The organism is Candidatus Pedobacter colombiensis, from assembly GCA_029202485.1.
GTDB lineage: Bacteria > Bacteroidota > Bacteroidia > Sphingobacteriales > Sphingobacteriaceae > Pedobacter > Pedobacter colombiensis.
In genome coordinates, this window is the sequence record CP119313.1 from 1,098,350 (window position 1) to 1,119,559 (window position 21,210).

The 21,210-nt window shown below is 37.6% G+C and carries 19 protein-coding genes, 2 tRNA genes and 1 pseudogene; 6 read left to right on the top strand and 16 right to left on the bottom strand.

All coding sequences use genetic code 11. The features are described 5' to 3' along the window. Positions 1-45: 45 nt before the first annotated feature. From P0Y49_04385 to P0Y49_04400, 4 genes are read right to left on the bottom strand one after another with little or no spacing between them, the layout of a single operon-like run. On the bottom strand, positions 46-1,242 hold the full coding sequence (locus P0Y49_04385; protein ID WEK20377.1) for a sodium:proton antiporter: 1,197 nt from the start codon (positions 1,240-1,242) through the stop codon (positions 46-48). An 18-nt stretch (positions 1,243-1,260) separates the two neighbouring features. After that, the gene (locus P0Y49_04390; protein WEK20378.1) at positions 1,261-1,782 is read right to left on the bottom strand and encodes an acyl-CoA thioesterase; all 522 of its coding nucleotides are present in this window, start codon (positions 1,780-1,782) and stop codon (positions 1,261-1,263) included. A 58-nt stretch (positions 1,783-1,840) separates the two neighbouring features. Further along, positions 1,841-3,109, bottom strand: coding sequence for a DUF5103 domain-containing protein (locus P0Y49_04395; GenBank protein ID WEK20379.1), 1,269 nt, complete (start codon positions 3,107-3,109; stop codon positions 1,841-1,843). Continuing rightward, positions 3,110-5,023: an ABC-F family ATP-binding cassette domain-containing protein gene (locus P0Y49_04400; protein WEK20380.1), complete on the bottom strand. Its 1,914-nt coding sequence runs from the start codon at positions 5,021-5,023 to the stop codon at positions 3,110-3,112. It abuts the gene before it with no gap. A gap of 157 nt (positions 5,024-5,180) precedes the next feature. On the opposite strand from P0Y49_04400, the gene P0Y49_04405 reads away from it, so the two are divergent. Then, entirely contained in the window at positions 5,181-6,212 is a 1,032-nt protein-coding gene (locus P0Y49_04405; GenBank protein ID WEK20381.1) for a quinone-dependent dihydroorotate dehydrogenase, read from the top strand. Between the two features lie 81 nt (positions 6,213-6,293). Here the strand turns inward: P0Y49_04405 and P0Y49_04410 are convergent, their stop codons facing one another. From P0Y49_04410 to P0Y49_04420, 3 genes are all read right to left on the bottom strand, one after another. Beyond that, positions 6,294-6,470, bottom strand: coding sequence for a spore protein (locus P0Y49_04410; protein WEK20382.1), 177 nt, complete (start codon positions 6,468-6,470; stop codon positions 6,294-6,296). A gap of 29 nt (positions 6,471-6,499) precedes the next feature. Continuing rightward, positions 6,500-6,573: transfer RNA gene (locus tag P0Y49_04415), tRNA-Cys, on the bottom strand. Positions 6,574-6,621: 48 nt separating this feature from the next. Then, complete coding sequence (locus P0Y49_04420) at positions 6,622-7,371, bottom strand: RNA methyltransferase (protein WEK20383.1); 750 nt, start codon at positions 7,369-7,371, stop codon at positions 6,622-6,624. Between P0Y49_04420 and P0Y49_04425 the strand changes: the two genes are divergently transcribed. Continuing rightward, entirely contained in the window at positions 7,362-9,758 is a 2,397-nt protein-coding gene (locus tag P0Y49_04425) for a BamA/TamA family outer membrane protein (protein ID WEK20384.1), read from the top strand. The two genes, P0Y49_04420 and P0Y49_04425, sit on opposite strands and share 10 nt — an antisense overlap. Here the strand turns inward: P0Y49_04425 and P0Y49_04430 are convergent. Genes P0Y49_04430 through P0Y49_04450 form a run of 5 tightly spaced genes read right to left on the bottom strand, consistent with a single transcriptional unit; the run spans position 9,755 to position 15,221 of the window. Continuing rightward, positions 9,755-10,285 (bottom strand): hypothetical protein, encoded by a 531-nt coding sequence (locus P0Y49_04430; protein WEK20385.1) that lies wholly within the window; start codon positions 10,283-10,285, stop codon positions 9,755-9,757. The genes P0Y49_04425 and P0Y49_04430 overlap by 4 nt on opposite strands. Next, a complete protein-coding gene (locus tag P0Y49_04435) occupies positions 10,282-12,564 on the bottom strand; it encodes a patatin-like phospholipase family protein (protein ID WEK20386.1) in 2,283 nt (760 codons plus the stop codon). The genes P0Y49_04430 and P0Y49_04435 overlap by 4 nt, the downstream gene beginning before the upstream one ends. Before the next feature lie 60 nt (positions 12,565-12,624). Further along, a complete protein-coding gene (locus P0Y49_04440) occupies positions 12,625-13,098 on the bottom strand; it encodes a tryptophan-rich sensory protein (protein WEK20387.1) in 474 nt (157 codons plus the stop codon). Further along, positions 13,095-13,856 carry a DUF6067 family protein gene (locus P0Y49_04445; protein WEK20388.1) on the bottom strand — a complete coding sequence of 254 codons (762 nt, stop codon included), beginning with the start codon at positions 13,854-13,856 and terminating at the stop codon, positions 13,095-13,097. Before P0Y49_04445 ends, P0Y49_04440 begins: the two co-directional genes overlap by 4 nt. Before the next feature lie 60 nt (positions 13,857-13,916). Beyond that, a complete protein-coding gene (locus tag P0Y49_04450) occupies positions 13,917-15,221 on the bottom strand; it encodes a PAS domain S-box protein (protein WEK20389.1) in 1,305 nt (434 codons plus the stop codon). Positions 15,222-15,359: 138 nt separating this feature from the next. On the opposite strand from P0Y49_04450, the gene P0Y49_04455 reads away from it, so the two are divergent. Together P0Y49_04455 and P0Y49_04460 are read left to right on the top strand one after the other, a co-directional pair. Beyond that, a complete protein-coding gene (locus tag P0Y49_04455) occupies positions 15,360-15,875 on the top strand; it encodes a DUF2911 domain-containing protein (protein ID WEK20390.1) in 516 nt (171 codons plus the stop codon). Positions 15,876-15,919: 44 nt separating this feature from the next. Further along, a tRNA-Arg gene (locus P0Y49_04460) sits at positions 15,920-15,991 on the top strand. A gap of 757 nt (positions 15,992-16,748) precedes the next feature. Here the strand turns inward: P0Y49_04460 and P0Y49_04465 are convergent. Further along, positions 16,749-17,531 (bottom strand): annotated as a pseudogene (locus P0Y49_04465) (recombinase family protein). A 15-nt stretch (positions 17,532-17,546) separates the two neighbouring features. Next, the gene (locus tag P0Y49_04470) at positions 17,547-17,708 is read right to left on the bottom strand and encodes a hypothetical protein (GenBank protein WEK20391.1); all 162 of its coding nucleotides are present in this window, start codon (positions 17,706-17,708) and stop codon (positions 17,547-17,549) included. 222 nt (positions 17,709-17,930) lie between these two features. Here P0Y49_04470 and P0Y49_04475 point away from each other — a divergent pair, with 222 nt between their 5' ends. Next, the gene (locus P0Y49_04475; protein WEK20392.1) at positions 17,931-18,203 is read left to right on the top strand and encodes a hypothetical protein; all 273 of its coding nucleotides are present in this window, start codon (positions 17,931-17,933) and stop codon (positions 18,201-18,203) included. A 72-nt stretch (positions 18,204-18,275) separates the two neighbouring features. Here P0Y49_04475 and P0Y49_04480 read toward each other — a convergent pair whose 3' ends face one another. Beyond that, positions 18,276-18,701, bottom strand: coding sequence for a hypothetical protein (locus tag P0Y49_04480; GenBank protein WEK20393.1), 426 nt, complete (start codon positions 18,699-18,701; stop codon positions 18,276-18,278). A 99-nt stretch (positions 18,702-18,800) separates the two neighbouring features. Continuing rightward, a complete protein-coding gene (locus tag P0Y49_04485) occupies positions 18,801-19,673 on the bottom strand; it encodes a CHC2 zinc finger domain-containing protein (GenBank protein ID WEK20394.1) in 873 nt (290 codons plus the stop codon). A gap of 477 nt (positions 19,674-20,150) precedes the next feature. Here P0Y49_04485 and P0Y49_04490 point away from each other — a divergent pair, with 477 nt between their 5' ends. Continuing rightward, entirely contained in the window at positions 20,151-20,753 is a 603-nt protein-coding gene (locus tag P0Y49_04490; protein ID WEK20395.1) for an HNH endonuclease signature motif containing protein, read from the top strand. Positions 20,754-21,210: the final 457 nt, after the last annotated feature.

A 21,210-nucleotide genomic window follows, 5' to 3' on the forward strand; every position in this document is an offset into this window, starting at 1 on the left:
GATATATTTATACTGGTTATAACTTCATAGTAAATAAATATTTAACTATATTACTTGAAAAGGCTCTGCTTTTATGTATTTCTTAGTTAAGAGCAGGCCAACACTCATAATCAAACTTGAACCCAAAACGACCATAAATAGAAATGCTGTACCTACTTCCGGTATTTTAAGTGCTGGTGGCAGGTTAAAGTATAGTAAGATACTAATCAACCCCCTCGGACCAATAAAGACCTCTGCTCCGCTGTTTTCTTTCCTGAAAAGCTTAAGGTATACAAACCTGATGATAAATATTGATGCCAGCATAATCAATCCGTTTGCAATCACAACCTGATCATTCAGCGCATAAATATTCATGGTAAACCCAAAAATTACAAAGAAGAACGTACGGATGATAAAAGCACTTTCTGCAGAAAGCTGGTATAGCTGTGTTAAATCATTCGACAGGTTTTTATAAATGAATTTACTTCTAAACCAGGCATGTTTAATGGTATCTGCATTATTAAGAAACAAGCCAAAAGAAAGAATCAGAATTAAAGAAGATAAATGATAAGATTGTCCGATTGCATACACCATGATCAGAATAGAAATGATCAAAAAGAATTTGATATGATGCGAAATCTTACCCATGATATAAAGTAACAGGATACAGGAAATTGCCGATACAATAATGATTAAAGTAGTGCTCATGGCAAGCCCTGTAAAAGAAGAAATTGATACTTGTGGATTAGTGATCGCAAAATTAAATAAGATGATCCCTAGAATATCCGAAAAAGAAGATTCGTAAATGATATATTCTTTGCCTTTTTTGTTCAATGCTCCGGCAGAAGGGATAGCAATAGCGGAACTGATTACACTAAAAGGAATAGCATTGGCAAAGCAGATATAAAGGTCTTTTCCGCTAATCTGATAAATAATAAAGGTAATTGCTGATACGGTAGCAATAAGAATAAAAAAAGCTGATAAAAAGGCTCCCTTTATCAGCTTGTTCTTTTCCCGCTCGTATTTGAGCTCTAATGAACCCTCAAAAACAATCAAAATTAAACCTACTGTTCCAAGCGTAGGTAATATGGTCAGGAAATCAAAAGTATGCAATTGAAGGTTGTCTACCAGCACGCGCAAACCAATGCCTAAAAGCAAGAGTAACAGTACGGATGGCAATTTAGTTTTGCTGGCAACTAGGTCAAACAAATAGGAGAAGATAACCAGTCCGCTTAAAATAATGAGTGTAGTGTAAGTGGTCATGTGCTCCTAAAGTAGCAATTATTCTGGAAAAAAGAGGGCTTTCAGCTCTTTAGCATCATTAGGCTTCATTTTACCACCTAAGATTAATCGCAGTTGTCTTCTTCTTAATGCACCGGCAAACAACTCTTTTTCTTCCTCAGTTTCCGGTAACAGTTCCGGAACGGGGATAGTTCTGCCACTTTGGTCTACCGCAACAAAAGTATAATAAGCTTCGTTTGATTTCGCTCTGCTACCTGATGGGATATTCTCGGCCCATACATCCAGTCTTACTTCAACCGAAGTGTTAAATGCGCGTGTTACTTTAGCCTCAATGGTAATTACATCACCAAGTTTAATAGGTTGCTTAAATGAAACATTATCAACCGATGCCGTAACAACAATACGGTTACAGTGTTTCTGGGCAGAAATGGCCGCTGCAATGTCCATCCAGTGTAGCAATCTGCCTCCCATTAAATTGTTAAGGGTGTTTGTGTCGTTTGGTAATACCAACTCATTCATTATGGTGAAAGAGTCCTTTGGGCTTTTTATTTTTGTACTCATAATTTCTGCAAAAGTAATTAAAAATGGACAGACATCCGCGGAAAGGATGAATAGGGATCTATTTTCTTAGGGTATTTACGCTGCTGTAGCCAATCAGCTCTTCCCATCTGGCACCTGGTTTTCTGTAGTAAGCAAATACCTGGTAAGTATTGGCTGTTTCAAAATATGAACCTTCAAAAATAGCCAGATCAGTTTTGCCAGTCGCCTTATCCAGCCAAACGTATTTGTAATCATATAAGCCTTGCTTCAGTAAAACCTTTCCGTAAAACCTTCTTTTAGAAGGTTCGAAAGTCATTTTACTGCTTTCATCCATCACATAATTGTTGAAGCGGCCTATTACGTAAGCATCGCCACTGGAGCTGGGTGGAGTTGCATTCAGGGTAAAGTATACATTGGCATAGTCGGCATCAGTATTGTTATCTCTGCCTTCGGTATTGCGGATAAAAAAATTACCATTCTCGTCAACCTGATTAGTGTACTTAGGTTTATTGGCATTTACATCCTGAAACAATACCACATCAATCACTGTATCTCTGATGATATTCTGTACATTCTCCGCTTTAAAACGCAAGCTGCGGATATCAAATTTTCTAAATTCATTTCCTGCAGTAAAATTGTTAGCCGTAAGTTCATTGTATACCAATGAGCCCGGTCTGATAAAAGTAGGTTTAGTATTTAAAATGGCAGTTTGAGGAATGCCATTTTGCATTACTATTGCCTTCAAATCTGTATATGGGTTTTGTATAGGCGTTTTATGGAAGATGGTAAAATTAATCTTCTGATTGCTGAAACGTAGGGGAACCTGCGAGCTTGGGGTAACTTCTATACCTACATCAACCAGGTTTTCTACCACATAAAAACGCTGAGAGATTACAGGTTTTTGTTGGTTACCATCCTCGTAAACTTTTAACAGGTAATTGCCCGAAATTTTAGGTTTAATCTGGTAATTAGGTAAGGAAAGCTGGTAATGCGTATATTTTTGAAGCGTATTAAAAGAATATTTGTAATCGTTTATCCGGTCTTCCGAAATGCCATCCAGGTAATCGATGGGGGAGAGACGGGATGACTTCCAATCCGATGTGCAATGCTCTACTGTATACCAGTATATTTTGCTGCCCCCATTCAAGTCATCAAAAGAGAAAGCCAGCTGTTCATTTGATTTCAAGGTAATAACAGGGATGGATTGTTCTTTTTTAGCGTTGTAACACTGCACAGTTTTGATTTGTGGCAAGTATACTTTATTGTCATAAACAAATTGCTGGTTTTGTGCCTCTGCAGTTTGAATGCTGCATATCAGCAAAAAGAACAATCCTATCCGTTTTATCATTTATTTGTTTTCTAATTCCATAATTTGTGAAGCTAGATCTTCCCAGTTTTTCTGGGCATTGTCCAGCAACAATTTAGCTGTAGCATATTCTTTATTGGCTTCAGCTAATTTACCAGAATTTGAGTAAACATCCTCATCAGCAATTTTTGCCTCAATGGTTTTTACACTATGTTCAAAAGCAGCAATTTCCTGCTCTGATTTTTGCAATTGATCATTTAGTTTTTTGAGCTGTTGCTGAATGTTTGGAGCTGCTTTTTCCACAACCTTAGGTTTTACCTCTTTCTCCTGTTTTACAGGGATGCTGGTAGCAACAGGTTGCGGTCTTTTGGCATTCCATTCTTCATACTCTGCGTAAGTACCAGGGTATTCTTTAATGTCTTTATCCTCAATAAACCAGATCTTATTGGCGACATTATCCAGGAAATACCTATCGTGAGATACCGCAATAAATGTGCCTTCATACTGTTGTAAAGCCTGGATCAGGATGTTTACAGATTGTATGTCCAGGTGGTTGGTAGGCTCATCCAGAATCAGGAAGTTAGAGTCTGTTGTTAAAGACTTTGCCAATGCAACCCTCGATTTTTCTCCTCCTGAAAGGACCCTGATTTTTTTGAAAACATCATCACCCGTAAACAAGAAACAGCCTAATATACCACGAAGTTCTGTATCAGTATGCTTAGGCGCAAAAGCCTGTAGTTCTTCTAAAATGGTATTATCAAGGTGTAAGGATTCTAACTGATGCTGTGCAAAGAAGGTAGTGGTTACATTGTGACCTGTTTCGCATTTCCCTTTAAATCCTTCAGCTCCGGCAATAATTCTTAATAGAGTCGATTTACCTTTACCGTTGGCACCGATTAAAGCAATTTTGTCGCCTTTTTCAATCACGCCTTCAGCATTTTCCAGGATTTCTACATTAGGATAGCTCTTGTAGGCTTCTTCAATGCGTACAACGTGACGCCCTGAAGGCTTAGAGAATTTAAACTGGAAGTTAACTGTTGGGTTATCATCATCTACATCCTCAACACGTTCCAGTCTATCCAAAGCTTTCATGCGTGATTGCGCCATTTTGGCCTTCGACGCTTTAGCCTTAAAGCGCTCAATTAAACGCTCTTCCTGTTTGATTTTAGCCTGCTGATTTTTAAATTCTCCTTTTTGGATTTCACCTCTCAATGCCTTTTCTTCCAAATAGTAAGTGTAGTTACCGGCATAAGGAGTTAATTTACCTTTACGCGATTCTACAATTTTATTGACCACTTTATCTAAAAAGTACCTATCGTGAGAAACGATTACAATGGCACCTTCAAAGCCAAGCAGGTAAGTTTCCAGCCATTTGATGGAAGGTAAATCCATGTGGTTGGTAGGCTCATCCAACAATAGAATATCAGGGGTTTGTAAAAGGATTTTTGCAAGCATTACCCGCATCCGCCAACCTCCAGAAAAGGTGTTTAGCGGTCTTAGTTGGTCCTGGGTACTAAAACCCAAACCAGCCAAAATCTCATTCGCCCTATATTCGATATTATATCCATCTAAAGCTTCAAATTCCTGTTGCTTGTCGCTCAGTTTATTTAAAACTTCTTCAGAATAATCTGTTTCAATTTTTTTTAATAGCTCTTCAATTTCATCATGCAATTGGTTTTGGCGCTCAAAAGCCTCCATTGCCACATGTAAAATACTATGGTGTGAATCGTAAGAAAGTAAATCCTGATTCAGATACCCGATTTTCAGGTCTTTCGACATAGAAATCGAACCCGAAGAAGGTGCGTATTCGCCAACAATTATTTTTAGTAAGGTAGATTTTCCCGTTCCATTGGCACCAATAAGTCCAATTCTCTCCCCTGGTTTAATGTGCCAGTCTGCTTCATCGTATAATGCCCTAGAGCCCAGCAGGAATGTTAAGTCGTTTATAGAAATCATTTGGCTGCAAAAGTACAACTTTACGGCCAATTTTGTGGGAATTTAGCAGGGGTGGAAGCGGATTTATGCCATTTTTTTGCCATAGCTGTGAAATATTGTCCAAAAACATGGAAGCTGTACTTTTGTGATACATCAAAACGTTCCTTATCTTCGCGCCATGTATCAATTAATTAAGCCTATATTTTTCCAGTTTGATCCCGAGAAAGTACATCATTTTGTTGTAAAAAGGTTGAAATGGTTTAATGATCATTTTCCACTTGGGAAAACCATTTTACGCAGCAGCTTTGATGTCAATATTAAAGGTTTGGAACGTGAAGTTTTTGGGATTAAATTTAAAAATCCTGTAGGACTGGCAGCTGGTTTTGATAAAAATGGCGAATACATAGAGGCGTTAAGTAATCTGGGATTTGGATTTATAGAGGTGGGTACCGTAACCCCGTTGCCACAACCCGGTAATGATAAGCCAAGGATGTTTCGCCTGGAAGAAGATAGCGCGCTGATCAACAGGATGGGTTTCAATAATAAAGGTGTGGATACTCTTGCCGAGAGGTTAAGACTTTTAAGAAGTAAACATAGCGATATTGTTGTAGGTGGTAACATAGGTAAAAATAAAAATACTCCAAATGAAGATGCTGTAAGCGATTACATTAAATGCTTTGATCGTTTGTTTGGTGTAGTAGATTATTTTGTGGTAAATGTGAGTTCTCCGAATACACCTGGATTGAGGGAGCTGCAGGAAAAAGAGCCACTGATGAACCTTTTAAATACACTGCAACAACGGAATAAGAAAAACGATACATCACGACCTATACTGTTAAAGATAGCGCCGGATCTGACCAATGAGCAATTGGATGATATTGTAGAGATTGTAATGCAAACTGGAATTGCCGGAGTTATTGCTACCAATACCACTATTGACAAGAGTGGCTTAAAAACATCAGAAAAGATAACCAGCGAAGCAGGAGGTTTAAGTGGTAAGCCTTTAACTGTGCGCTCTACAGAGGTAATCAAGTATTTGTCAGATAAATCGAATAAAGCTTTCCCTATTATAGGGGTAGGAGGTATTCACTCTCCAAAAGATGCACAAGATAAGTTGGATGCAGGTGCGTCGTTGGTTCAATTGTATACGGGTTTCATTTATGAAGGTCCTGGCATAGTTAAAAAGATCTGTAAGGAGTTGGTAAAGTAATGACCAATTTCAAAAAGTATGATCAATAAAAAAACTCATCTGTTTTGCAGATGAGTTTTTTTGTGCATTTGTAAAAGAAAGTTATGCTTTTGCAGTAAGTTGAGCTAAAACAGCGTTGTTTTTAGCCAACTGATCTTTACTAGATTGTTTTGATCTGCTGCCTAACTCAATGTTAGTAGCTAATTTTAAGAATTTCACATCTAATTTTGCGAAAGTTTTATTTCTTCTGTCTTTTCTTTTTAATCTGGTAACTGCCATGTCAATCTTTTTTTATTTATTAATAAATCTGGAGGTCGAGAGCGGATTCGAACCGCTGTAGGAGGTTTTGCAGACCTCTGCCTAGCCACTCGGCCACTCGACCTGTTGAAATTCAGGTTGCAAAAATAGTAATTATATATTAGGATGCAATTTATTTCTGCAAATTTCTACTAATATCTGCGCACAATATTGCAGCAGATATCGCAACGTTCAAAGACTCAGCGCCTCCAGTGCGCGGAATGGTTACCGGATTTGTGATTAATTTTATCACTTCAGGCGTGATTCCCTGTCCTTCGTTGCCCAAAATCACTAATCCTTCGTTACCCCAATCCGTTTTATACATGCTTTTTCCGTCTAAAACCGCCCCGAATATTGGCAACTTAATATTTTTTAGTACCATTGAGAGCTCTTCATAATAAATATTTACCCTGCTTAAGGAACCCATGGTTGCCTGTACCGTTTTAGGGTTGTAAACTTCAACGCAATTATTTGAGCAGATGATTTGCTTAAAACCAAACCAATCCGCGGTACGGATAATAGTGCCCATATTTCCGGGGTCCTGAACACCATCCAATACCAAAGTAAAGGAGTTTTTTAAGTCGGCCAGGTTTAATAGCGGGGGCTTAGGGATATTTACCAGGGCTAGTATTCCTTGTGGAGTTTGTAAGGCACTAATCTTATCGAGTTCAGCGTTGTTTACTTCAAATAACTTTATATTTGTTGGTAAATTAGGCAGCAAAGCGTGGTGTTGTGCCAGGTAATAAATACTGTGTATCTGGTAATTGGATTGAATGAATTCTTCAATAGATTTTATTCCTTCAATGATAAATATTCCGTTTTCTTTGCGGTACTTTTTTTGATGTAACGATTTTATAAAACTTATCTGAGATTTTGAAAGCATACCACGATTATAAAAAAAATGTTCTGTTTCGTGCAATATTACTATTTATTATTGTTTTTGTTACAGCATGTTCATCAACAAAATACATTGCCGACTACCAATCTATTGTAAAAAAGGTAGAGATAGAGCACATTCCAAAAGCATTTCAAGAAGAAGCATTTAATTATATACAAAAGGATATCAGGCCCACATCTAAGCTGGGTGTCAATGTTTTGATTTATAATATTTTTAATACTAAAGATGGCCGCTATAAAACGAGCAATATTAAGCCTTTGGGATCGCCACCCCCAATTTTAGACAGTACACTGGTTGAAATTTCACGTAGTCAGATTGAAAAATACCTGATGAGTAAGGGGTATTTTAATGCAAAAGTTAAGTCTGATATAAAGGTGAAAAAGAAGCGTGCCGAAGTTTTTTTTGAAGCAGATCCCGGAGCAGTGTTTTCTGTGAATAAGATCATCTACGAAATTCCTGATGAGAAAATTAAGGAATTGTATTTATCTCAAAAGGAAGCGTATAGTCATTTGAGAGAAGGAAAGCGTTATGATGATGACTCCCTGGCCTATGAACGGGACCAAGTTTACCTGATGATGAAGCAAAAAGGATATTTCGATTTTTCGCGTCCATACATCAAATTTTCGGTAGACTCTAACTTAAATGCCAATAAAGCTAATGTTACTATGATTATAGATAATCCTATAGATAAGCCAAGGCACTTACAATACAATTTGGGAGAGGCAAATATTATTATTGCGCCAAATGCTGATGGTTTTCCCCGGGATTCTACTATAAAAATGAACGATAAAATTTATAGGGGGGTAAGGTTTACCGATATGTCCGGGAAATTTAGAAGAAATCCGATTACCAGATATAATTTTTTGCAACCGGGACAACAGTATGATATCGGGAATGAGAACTTAACGTACGATCGTTTATATGAGTTGAATGTTTTAAAGAATGTTAAGATTGAATACAATAAACCTAAGGATAGTGCGAACACCGTAGATCCGGTAATTCAGTTGATCCCGCAAAAGATCATGAGCAATAGGATTGAAGGTGAAGTGCCATTTAACGGTGGTACTGTTGGTTTTACCTTGAGTAATACTTATACTAATAATAACCTCTTTAGAGGGGCAGAAAAGTTTGAGTTTCAAATAAAAGGTGGTTTACAAGCCTGGTTGGGACAGGGCAATGTTTTTAGCGAGGTTTATCAGCGTGATTTTTCGGTGAGTACAAATTTAACTGTCCCACGCTTGATGATTCCTTTTACACGATCTAAACCAAATCGTGGTGGTATGCCACACACAATTTTCTCTGCAAGTTATGTTTACGCTTTACAGAAGGGCTTCTTCCAGCGTAAGGTGCTTCTTACTTCAGTTGCTTATGAGTTTCGTGAAACCAGATCTAAATTTCATACAATAACACCATTAAACTTTGAGTACCGTTTTGGTGGTTTACTTTTTGATAAGAATGATTCCACAAATGTGAACTTTCCCATAATCAACGATAATTTAATAAACCTGTTTTTATTGGAAAGGAAGAACGTAACATTGGGTATCAAATATGCTTATACTTTGAATGCCGAAAAGCTACTTAGCAATGGAAGTTTTGTTTATTTCAGAGGAGACATAGATCTCGCAGGTAACATGCTGCAAGGCTTAACAAAATTGTTTCATACTAAGCTGGATTCGCTTGGCTCTTCAACAATATTTGGTGTTCCATTTAATCAGTATGTACGACCAGAGATAGATCTGCGCTGGTATAAAGGGCTAGGTGGTGATAAGCAATTTGTAGCCAGGATAAATGCTGGAATTGCTTATCCTTATGGCAATTCCATAGCAACAGGTATTCCGTTCGAAAAATTGTTTTACGCAGGTGGATCGAGTGGCGTAAGAGCATGGCAGGCCAGAACTTTAGGGCCGGGAAATTACAATAGAGGGATAGCAATTACAGATGAAAACCAGCGTAAGATACTTTATGGCTTTGACCAGACTGGAGAGCTGCATATTGAGGCAAATCTGGAGTATAGGTATAAACTGTTAAATAAATTTTTTGGTGCTAAACTTAAAGGTGCTATTTTTTTAGATGCCGGGAATGTCTGGAATGTTGTAAGTGGCTCACAGGCATCACGGTTTGATTTTAAATCATTGGGTAACCAGATTGCTTTGGGTACAGGTACCGGTTTTAGGTACGATGTGCAGTATTTTGTATTTAGGTTTGATGTGGGGTTAAAGCTTAAAGACCCCCAATTTACAGGTTCCGATCAATGGGTAATCACCAAATTCCTGACTGGTGGGAAAGCCTTTAGAAGTGCATTTGATGCAGCCAACACTCCAGATACCTATCGTTTTATACAATACAACTTTGGTATAGGAATGCCTTTCTAAAATATCCTTTTTAATCCATCAAATATAGTTTCAAAAAAGGTCGACAGATTTAGTCCGTTACTATGATTGAAATAAATATAGATAATCAAAAGAATCACTGCTATAACGATAAATTTTCTAAAAGCAAAGGCAAAAAATATAATCAGAACTGGGATAATGATTAGCCACATACTGTTGATGGCATAAGGACTTAGGTCGCCATCTTTTTTATAAACATATAGCAACTTACTGTGTGTGCCGGTATCATTTTGATGCTTGATGTATACAAATGCAGAACGTTCCAGTTGTAAAGGCAGGATAGCCACACCATCATGAAAGTTTACAGATTGGGTAAATCCGCTTACTGTAAAAGTATAAGTGCCATTGATCTTTTCTAAAGGGTTGACTAAAGAATCAGCAGCTATAATTGCAAGTTTGCTGTTTTTGAGTAAGCTCTCCTTAACTATAAAATTATTAATGTCTGCTTTTTGGGCAAAGGCAGTGCCGCTGAATACCAAAAGGACAAGTAATAAATAAATTTGTCTCATTCTAAAGATCGTTTATTGTAAATTAAGTACCCCAAATGTAATAAAACACCATTTCTTTTTATGGGGTCATCGTATAAATTATAACTCAGGCTTATTGGGCCTAATGGTGTGTTGTAAACCAATCCGGCAGTGCCTGCATAGTGCCAATTGCTAAATGCAGTTTTGTGTGCTACACCCTGAAAACCAACTTTTTCAAACTCACGGTAGGGTAGAAAGAGATATCCCTCAACACGGAGATCTAAACTTTTTTTGATGCTATATACATTTTTAAGGCCTCCGGCAAGATAAGTGGTTGCCCTAAAGTTCTCCAAAAATATCGACCTGCTGTCTTGCAATGGATAAAATGCAGGTGCTGCCAATAAGGTTGAATAATAATTGCTGAAGAGTGGTTGACTGGAATATACTGCTTCGGCCTGATAGCCCAATGTGTATTTCCCAAACTTTAAAAAGTAGTTTTCTTCACTCATTTTAATGTTTATCCATTCTCTGAATTGTTTGTTTACCCCAACTTTTGGAGGTGCAAGCAAGTCTGCAGGTGCATTGATATTACCTGGGGTATAACTTTCACGACCTGCAAAATAATTAAAGCTTAACAGGAAATTACGACCTCTGTTGGCATACTGCTTACGATTAAGGGTATACTGCTCAAAGGATAAGCTAGATCTTGAGCCATTTAATATTGTTTTTTCCAGGACATTGCCAACGGAGAAGGTATTGTTTGGACTATAGTTATCAATGTTGTTGATAAAAGCAGAGCTCAGTGTGATCCGGGTGTTTCTATTCAATGGCATCCCCATTTTAAGGTCAATTTTCCTATCAGATTGCTCTATATAAGTGGGATGAGGATTTTCGATAAATATGGAGCTGGTCTCGTAATAATTAAAGTGATTGTAGGTAACATCTACACCTAGAAATAGAGGCAAACGCGATGGGAAATCTACGCGGGCGGTTACTTGTGCAGATTCATAAAAACGTCCGGAATAGAGGTTTACCCCAAAGGAATAAGCTTTCCTGTTCAGAATGCTGTACTGTACACCTAAAAAAACATTACTAATGGGTCTGCTTGAGATATTCCCACCAAAATCTATTTTTACACTTTTTTTTGGGTGGGCAACTATTTCAAAGTTATAAATGTCTGATACCGGATCATAAGATATTTTAGGGTAAATCGTTTCAAAAGTTTCATCCGCAACGAGTTTGTAATAGCCCTGCTTAATGTCATTCAGGTCAAAACCACCATGGTCTCTTTTAAAAAGCCGCTCTATATATTTTTTTTGCTGTGTATTTACACCGGTCACTGTTACATTGTTGAATATCAGATCAGGCTTTTTATTGTTAAAATCATTTCTTCTTGCCATTAGTTCATTAATGTTCACCCGTCTTTTTATTTTCTTTTTAATCTGCGCCATATTGGCAATCGTGGCATCGTATCCTTGCTTTATCAGAGCTTCTACGGGACTAAAATTACTTACGCTATATTCTTTAAGGTCGGGCTGGATATAAACGCCATTGCTGCCAATAAGCGTTGAATCTGATTTAGAAAGGAACATAAATATCATCAGCCTGTTCATTAATCTTTCATCGCTGTTTTTGGGATATTCATTATAGGTCTTGGAAGAAACATTGGCTCCAATCATAACATCAGGATTAAACTCCTTCTTCATAATGTCAGCCGGAAAATTATTGTAAAGTCCACCATCAAAAACATACTTGCCATCAAGTTTAATAGGACGGTATATCAGTGGGACAGCCATTGTAGCCCTTACGGCTTCGGCTAAACTACCTTTTTTTACGGTAATACTGGTTTGTGATAAGACATCAGAAACCATGCATCGGTAGGGAACAAAGAGGTTATCGAAATTATCTTTCGATATTGCTGATGCCTGCGAAAACAGTTCGAGTAATGCAAAGTTTAGCGGAATGTCATTTACAAGGTTAGATCTGAAATTTACCCTCAGACTTGTGTCCAGTAGTAGTTTTGCCGTTACAATTGAAGGGTTCAAAGGCTTTTTTTGAAAGAAGAAGCTGTAATCACTGCTATATCTACCACTAACCCAATCCTGAAATTCGGAGCTTAGCGCTACTTTCTCTATTTGGGCAGGAGAATACCCTGCAGCATACATAGCACCTACTATGCCACCCATAGAAGTGCCTGTGATGTAATCAATTGGGATATTGTTTTCTTCCAGTGCTTTTAAAGTCCCAATATGGGCAATACCTTTGGCACCGCCACCACTCAATACTAAACCCACTTTTTGAGCATGGCTATAAAATGTCAAAAAGGCCAGGATAATTGTTAGGAGTGTTTTTAATACAGTCACATCCTAAAAATAGGGAAATTAGTTCAGAATGAATATATTATAGGTTAATACCGTTGCAAAACTTATCCATAAAATATAGGGGATAAAGAGCAATCCCGCTATTTTATCGATTTTATAAAATATGATGGCATTAACGATAGCGATAAATAATAAAAATACGACTTCGAACACCGCTACTCCAATTTGATGTGAGTAAAAGAAAATAAAGGACCACATCAGGTTCAATAGCAATTGAATGAAATAGATGGCAATGGTTCGTGGAAAACGTTTAATTGTATCTCTTTTTTGCCATATCAGATAGGCTGATATACCTATTAGTATATAAAGCGCAGTCCATACCGGAGCAAAAATTTGGTTAGGGGGATTAAATGAGGGCTTGGCCAGAGTTACATACCAGGTTGAAACGGAGCTGGCTGTAAAAAAAGCACCCATTGCTCCAATAGCAAGTGGAATGGCAATATTGATGATCAGCGCAACGGGATTTAATTTCATTTAGTTTTTGTATCAGGGGTAATCAACATGCTAAAATTATAATATAAAACATCTCCTTTTTTCATCTGATGTTCACCGCTGTAGTTATCGGCCAGTATGGCTTTTCCTTTTTGCTCGATATGGATACCACCATGACCGTCATTAGCCCATGATAACGGAATCTGTTTGTGTTGGTTGTCTGTCAATTCAAATTGCAGACCTCCGGTAACATCGCCAACCCATACTTTGGCCTCTGCAGCCTTATCAGTGCTCCACTTCCAGTCTATTGCATCAGGTCTTAACTCTTCCTTTTGACCAAGGCCCTTAACAAACTTTGCAGCTTCTGGTGTAAAAGGAATATGCATACGGATATTGTCCAGATTGATGTCATTTAAAGCAGTTATTTTAACCGTGTAAGCCAATTTGCCATCAGCTTTAATCTGTCCATCTACATCCATACTCAAACTGTCGGATGTATTTTTCACTGTCCAGCTTACTTTTTCCGGTTTTTGCGATGTAAAGTTAAATGCTCCACTTTTCCATTTGATGTCCTTATGATTAGCAGCTTTAACTACATGAAAATGGATAGGTTCTGTAACCAGGTTAAATGAGGTTTGGATCATTGCGGGGAATCCATCTGCATTTATATCCAGTTGTTTGCCTGGCAGGGTAATGCTTTTTTCTTTTACAACAAGGGGTGCGTAAGCAGTTGTATTTTTTTGTGCATTTGCATTTTTAACAAGTAGCAAAACTACAAATAGGGCAATAGTTTGTTTCATCAGAAAAAGGTTGAATGATAATTTTTTAAAAGTATAACTTTTTAGGCATAATTTCACTGTTCAGGATTCAAGTTTACGTGTTAGGTAAACGATTTCCTTAATCGACTCGTCCATTTGGATGGCCGTATGTTTCACTCTTGCCAATAGTTCAAGGTTATCAGGGTCGCTGGGTTCCTTGATGTTGAAAAGTTCAACAAGCCCTAATAAGTTAGATACTGGTCCGCGAATTTGATGAGCCTGCACCCAGGCAATCTCCTTAAATTGTTTATTCTGACTCTCTATTTTTTGCTGATAATTCTTTTGGTCAGTAATGTCAACAAAGTAAATTGCCAATCCACTCTCTGTTGGGTAGGCATTTACGGCAAGCCACCGGGATATGACATTGTCAAACTCTTCAAAATGGACAGATACATGCTCGTCCATAGCTTTATGGTATTGCGTAAAAAAGTCCAATGTTAAAGATTGAGGAAAGGATTCCCAGAGGTTTTTGCCAAGTAGTTCATCTCTGGTTCGTTTTAATATTCTTTCAAATTCCTTGTTGATATAGGTAAATTCCCAATTTTTGTTAACAGTAAAAAAGCCGTCAGTAATACTTTCCAGTATGTCTTCTATTTCTCTTGCTTTTTCCTTAAGTACCTTTTCTGCTTTTATACTTCCATCAATATCAATAGCCATAACCAGTTTGCAGCTTTTGCCACCAAATAGTATCTGATGGGTATAAATGTGTACATAAAATGTTTCACCATTTTTACGCCTGTGGTGCCAGATTCCTGCATTTGAATAGGCATGGGGCAAGTCTTCATTTATCTTATAAAAAGCTTCCAGCTCCGACATCGGACGGATATCCTGAGCAGTAAGCTGAAGGAATTCATTTCTGTTGTATCCATATTGTTTTAAGGCAGAAGTATTGGCCTCTAAAAATTTAAAAGTATCTTTTTCATAAATATACATGGGACTTGGATTTTCCCTAAAAATGCGCATATAATTGTAGGAATTCTTTTTTCTTTCGATAGCCAGATTTATAGTCTTTTTTAACAATAATGGCTCTATCCATGATTTAAGCAACCAGTCGTCAGCTCCAGTTGGTAGAGTTTCTTCTGGCGAAGCAGCGGTGGTAATGATAATCAATGGAAGATCTGGCAGGTCGATACTTAGTTTTAGTACAAAGGGATCAAATGGTTCCATCATTTCGGTAATAAACAAGAGCACCTCGTAGTTAAAAGGGGCTTCCTGCAGATAAGCTGATCCTATAACTGTAGCCAGTTGTGATGGATGGTAACCGATACTTATAAGCTGTTTTTTGAGGGAATCATCATCAGTATTCTGATCATTTTCCCTAATAATTAGCACGTTTTGATAGAACATGACAAGTTATATTAACTCTCGTTGGATGATTACCTAATTTATTCAATTATATGCTGAGATCAAAATTTGTTCCGATTTATTATTGTTGATTTGAATTACAAACTATTTTTCATCATCTTAGAAGATAAAAGATAGATTATGAAGAAAATAATTGTATTGGCAATGGTTGCCGGAATGTTTGCAACCTCAACCGTTTTTGCACAACAGGATAAAAGCAAAAGAGCAAGTCCACCTGCATCGGTAAAAGAAACACTTAATTCTGGAACTACGGTTACTATTGACTACAGCCAGCCATCAGTAAAAGGCAGGACAATAGGTCAGGAAATTGCACCATTTGGTAAAGTATGGCGTACAGGTGCTAATGAGGCAACTTCATTTGAAGTTACTAAAGCTGTGAAAGTTGATGGGAAAGAGTTAGCAGCCGGTAAATATGGCTTGTATTCTATTCCAGGTGAAAAGGAATGGGTAATTATTTTTAATAAAAAGTGGAATCAGTCTGGTACTCAGTATGATGAAGCAGAAGATGCTTTACGTATAAAGGTTAAATCGGCTAAAGCAGCAGCATTTACAGAAAAAATGACCTTTACAGTTGATAAAGGAGGTAAAGTGGCCCTGATTTGGGGTGATATTTTAGTTCCTTTTACAGTAAAGTAATTTGATGTGGATTTTAAGTAAATGATCCATATATTTGCGCTCCTGTCTCCGTAGTTCAATGGATAGAATTTTGGTTTCCGGTACCAACGATATGAGTTCGAATCTCGTCGGGGACACCCTAGCGGATTGAAGCCTAATATTAGGTCTCAATCCGCTTTTTTTATTTCCTAATTCGTTGTTAATCTGATAAATAAGAGAAGCTGTTTCATTCAGTTTAGGAGTTCGATGTTTTCCGTCATAAAAAGTCCACTTCTCATAAAATATCGAACTCAAGATAATACGTTTACCTTCAATATCTGCGTTTAAATATAAAATATCAAGCTTTTTAAGGTTTTCCAGTGCTCTATATATAATACCTAAAACATCAACCTCCGGTTTACCTTTAGTCTGCAATTCAGCCAAAGTAGCTTCCAGTTTTAGCAGCTTCTGATCCCCCTGAAGCTTAAGACTTGTATACTCTGATTCACTCAAAGTCCCGTTTAATAATAATTCCCTCGCCCTGTTTATTCTGTTGTGTTGATCGGTAATTTCAGCAATCAAGCTTTTACGATGTCCCTGAAAAGACACTGATTCTTCATTGTAGAGGTCATTCACAATTTCTGTAAACAATTCGGCAACACCATTTTTCGGAATAAACTGCTTTAAATATTCAACAAATGAAATGTTAACCACAGCAGCATTTGCCCGCCATTTACAGGGATGCTGACAATGATAGTAATGATGATGACCATATTTACCTTTTGAAGCGCTGCCAGTTACCCTTTTACTACAAAGCGGACACAATAGGAATCCACGTAAAGGTAATAACTCAAGTGATCTCACTTTTACGCCTATCGTACCATACGGCCCAAGGTTCTTTTTTCTGCCGTCCAACACATCCTGAACTTTATAAAACAGAGTTTGAGAAATGATCGCCTCATGTTGTCCGGGGACCACGTATGCAGCATCTTTTCCAAAAGCAGAAACCAATACCTTGCCACAATAAACCACATTTCGGATATTGCTCCAGAAGCCATTGATGTCACATTTAAGTCCTTTTGCTGCTGCTTGTCTCCAAATCTCCACAGTAGTATATTGTCTTTTTGCTAGTTCTTCGAATGCCCAGCGCATAATCTCTGCCTGCGGTTCATCTATAGCGATGTATTTATCTCCGTTTTCCTTTGTTTTGTTGAGGTAACCCGTTTTAGCTTTGCCCATCCATCGACCTTCTTTTCTTGCCTGGTGCATTCCATGTTTAACATTCAAAGACCGTCTGTCATTTTCAATTTCCGGTGCTGTAAGGTAGATGGCCAGCATCATCTTATTTTCAGGAACAGTCATATCAAGAGGCTGTTCAATAGCCTGTGGCTCTACGTTAAACCGCTTAAGTGTAGCGATCATTTGGTAAGCATCAGGTGCGTTTCTGCTAAACCTGTCCCATTTGACAAAAAGAATATAATCTGGACGTTTGGAGTTTAATCGTAAATTCTCGATTAGTTTTTTCCATTCCGGGCGGTTAAATGTTTTTGCGGAATAATCTTCATGGATGACTTTTCTGATGGCAATATCGTGTGCTTCACAATGTCTGCGTAATGCTTCTTCCTGCGACCTCGGTGAATATCCTTTTGCGGCCTGTTCGTCTGTACTGACCCTTATATATAAATCTGCGGTTTTCATATTATTCTAAACTTATTATGGAGATTTGATGTAAGGTTTGATTGCGATTTCGGCAAACTTATACATCAAATCCACTATTAACCGGGCTTGTTCCAAGCTAACCTGTGTACCATTTGCAGCAAGTAATTTCATCGCTTTTTCAGGTGTTACTTTTCTTTTTTTCTTTAACTTTTCCATTCTGCCTTTTTTAGGCAAAAATGTTGGCTCAAAACAATAGTCGTTAACACCATTATAACACAGTGTTGTTCTATTTTTTAACCTTTAATTTTTATATTTTATTCAATTGATAATGAGCAATGTGTTGAATTTGTAATTCATTTCAAAGGCTAATTGCGTTATTATTTTTCTATACATTTGGGCTTAGAATTAGATAAAATCTATGAGCTCAAGTTTATTGTGATGAGCACGATAAAAGTGCATTTTCGACGCTATACTTGCAACATGTATCTACCAATGCGCATCATTTTTAATGAGAAGGACTGTACCTACCTGATCATCACCAAGGGAATTACAAAAGAAACCAGTGCAATCCATATAAAACTGAATGATACGGAATATCAGCTTCTTTGTAATGCAAAAGGGGATTGGGATGCTGTTGATGCGACTGTGAGCGATCATTCCGGACTACTTAAAGCGATAGGCAGAAACATCAAACTTCGGTACCAGTTATAAAAGGATATGGGAATGATTTTCTTGGTGGGGGATGTCAAACAAAACTTTTATTCTTATTGGTAATTAACAATTTCATTGCTGAAGTAAGATTAGTTTATCGAATTTCTTTTGAGCTTCTTTGGTAACAGCGTCGCAATAAGCTATAGTTTCCTTTTTAAGTTGAATGTAGAACGGATGGTTCGGCTTTTTAAAATGGGTATCAAACCATTTTAACGCCTGGGTTTGGAATACTGGGGAAAACCCAGGTTTTATTTTCCTTATTTCAATTAGGTCATTGATTCCTTTTTTCCAGACGCTCATAAATGAATTTCGGTCAGAATGAGCAACCATCTCGACCATTCGTTTATCCCTTAATTGTGATGGCGTTGGTTTTACGATTTTATGTATGGTCGTTATTTCCTCTGCTATTGGTTCAGTTTGCAAAAGTGTCTGGGGTAAAGTGGAATAGATTTTTTCAAGAAGTTCAATGATCCGGTCTAGTTTTTCTTCCATCTTCATGATGTATTAGATTTTAAGGATAACAGTCGTTTTTGCGATTTTAGTTTAATTAAATGGAGTGAAAATAAAGCCTCCATCTATTTGAAACAGTATGCTTACTTATTGTAAATCCAATTCTTTAGGCTTTTGAATAACATCTGCCGTCCAACGATAACCCCTTACATTTTCCCAGCCATAGTCTTTCATGGCCTGCAAGGTGAGTTGCATAGCGGTTTCAATGTTCAGTGTCTTAACTTTTTGGATTACCCTTTTGGGTGGATATTTTTTTGTCCAGGCTAAGCCTTTTCCCGCGAATTGACGCTCGATGTCTGCTTCCATATCCTGGCTGAAGCCTACATAATATTTTCCTTCCTTTAGCAATAGTAAATAAGCACCATCTTTCTTTTTGCGGTGGAGGGCTTCCGGGGTTTGATCGTAGTGCAAATATTTGAAGGCGTAATTACCACCGCGGACATTTCGCCAGCCGTACCTGCTCATGTATTTCTGGGTAATTTCGTTTTCCATATCAAAAGGAACGCTTTCAAAATATTCCAGAACCTCAATCATTTGGTATTTCTTTGTCCATATAGCGCCGTTCCCGCTTTGGTGTGCTTTGATCCTTGCGTCAAAGTTTTGGCTGAAACCGATATAGTATTTATCTTCCTGGAGTTTCAGGACGTAGACCGTACCAGTGAGGTCTGATATTTCGGCTTCTATCAGGCCGATGCGTAAGGCAAGACTGTAAATGGCTTCTGGGTAGTTTTTGCGCTCGATTCTTTTCATGAATTCTATCGCATTACCGCCTGCGCCGCAACCAAAGCATTTGAATATCTGTTTCTCTGGGGATATGGTCATAGATGGTGTTTTTTCCTTATGAAACAGGCAAAGGGTTTTGTAATCCTTACCTACTTTTTTTAATTCGGTATAGCTGCCAACCAGTGCTACGATGTCGGTCTCGGCGAGGACTTCTTCAATAAATTCATCTGGTATCATAGGAGGGGATTTGAGGGTTAATACAAGTATGAACTACACAAGTTAGGCGTTTTTGGTTGGATTCTGAAATGGGGTTTGTGTGTTAAGGTTTTGTTTAATAGTTGTTTATGGGATGTTCTGGTTTTTTTGTTGTTTCAAGGTGCCAATCTGGCTCCTTGGAAAATGTAGTGATTGGGGACGTTTTATATCGGTTGGTTTTTACGCATGGTGTTGTGAATCGGTTTTCTTACCGGGAGTTTTACATCGAATAAGGTGAGGGGGTATTTGAGAGGCGTTAATTTTTTAGCTTTTTTGGGTTGGTTGGTTGGTTGGTTGGTTGGTTGGTTGGTTGGTTGGTTTTGTTTTTTACCGGAGGTTTGGCATTGGGTTAGGTGTGGGGGTATTTGAGAGGCATTAATTTTTATTTTTTGAATGGATGTTCATATCTAGAAAAAAGTAGAAATTTGAGCTAGACATTTTATTTTAAAAGGGCTGATTTTGAAATCTATAAAGGAAACACTTCATATTGATGGAACCGTTTGTTTGAAAAAGAGAACGGTCGCTAGTAAGGCTAAGATTGTTAAATATTGGGAAAATACAGTTTATCAGTATTTGGGTTGTGATATTGAAGTAGGTTTTCCAGGGTGCTGGGCTTGTGGGTTTGCTGGGTTCAAGGAGGAGGAGGAGGAAGTTGAGGTTTATGAGAATTGGAATAGGCAGGGTTATTTGGATAGGTGTCATATAGTTCCTAAGGCACATAGTGGATGTAATTGTGAGGCTAATCTGGTTTTATTGTGCCGGAAGTGTCATAGGGCAAGTCCTGACACGAGATCTGCTGAGTTGTTTGTAAGGTGGTTAAATGGAAGAAAGAGCTGGTGGGAATTAACTTATAAAGAGATTGCTGATGCTGCTTTGGAGTTAAACTTTTCTTTTGAGGATTTTGATCTTGATTTGGATGCTTATAAAGATGAATTTCAGCGGTATTTAAGGCTTAATGCTATTCCTGTGGGCGGTACCTTGGCCAGAACTACTTTTTTAGCTTGCCTAATTGAATTTAGGGAGCTTGTTCAGGGAGGATCTTCTTCAGGAAAGATTGTTTAAATGTTTTTTAGTTTTCCTTGTTTCAAGGTTTCAATTGGCTCTTTGAGCTATGTTTTATTCCGATTGATTGGGGCTTGTTTTTGTTTTTTGTCCGGGCGTTTAGCATTGCGATATTGAGGGGGTGTTTGAGAACATTAATTTTTAGTTTTTCTGGTCTTGTTCTTTTATTGATATCAATTGTTCTAAAATTTGTTGGGATTGAGGAACCATTAATATTCCATAGATTTTATTTATTACTTAAAGTCCATAACACCCTAATAAAGAAATTAATTATATTAGATGCTTGAAAAATTAGTGCTTGAAATACGATTGATTTTACCACATATATTTAAGCGGGTGTGTCTAAATGATATTCTTATGGAGTTATGCCAGCCAGGTCGTTACCCCAAGAGCATATCGGTATCTAAGTACAAAAAATATAAATTATTAATTTATTCAAGCTTATGCGTTAAGATCA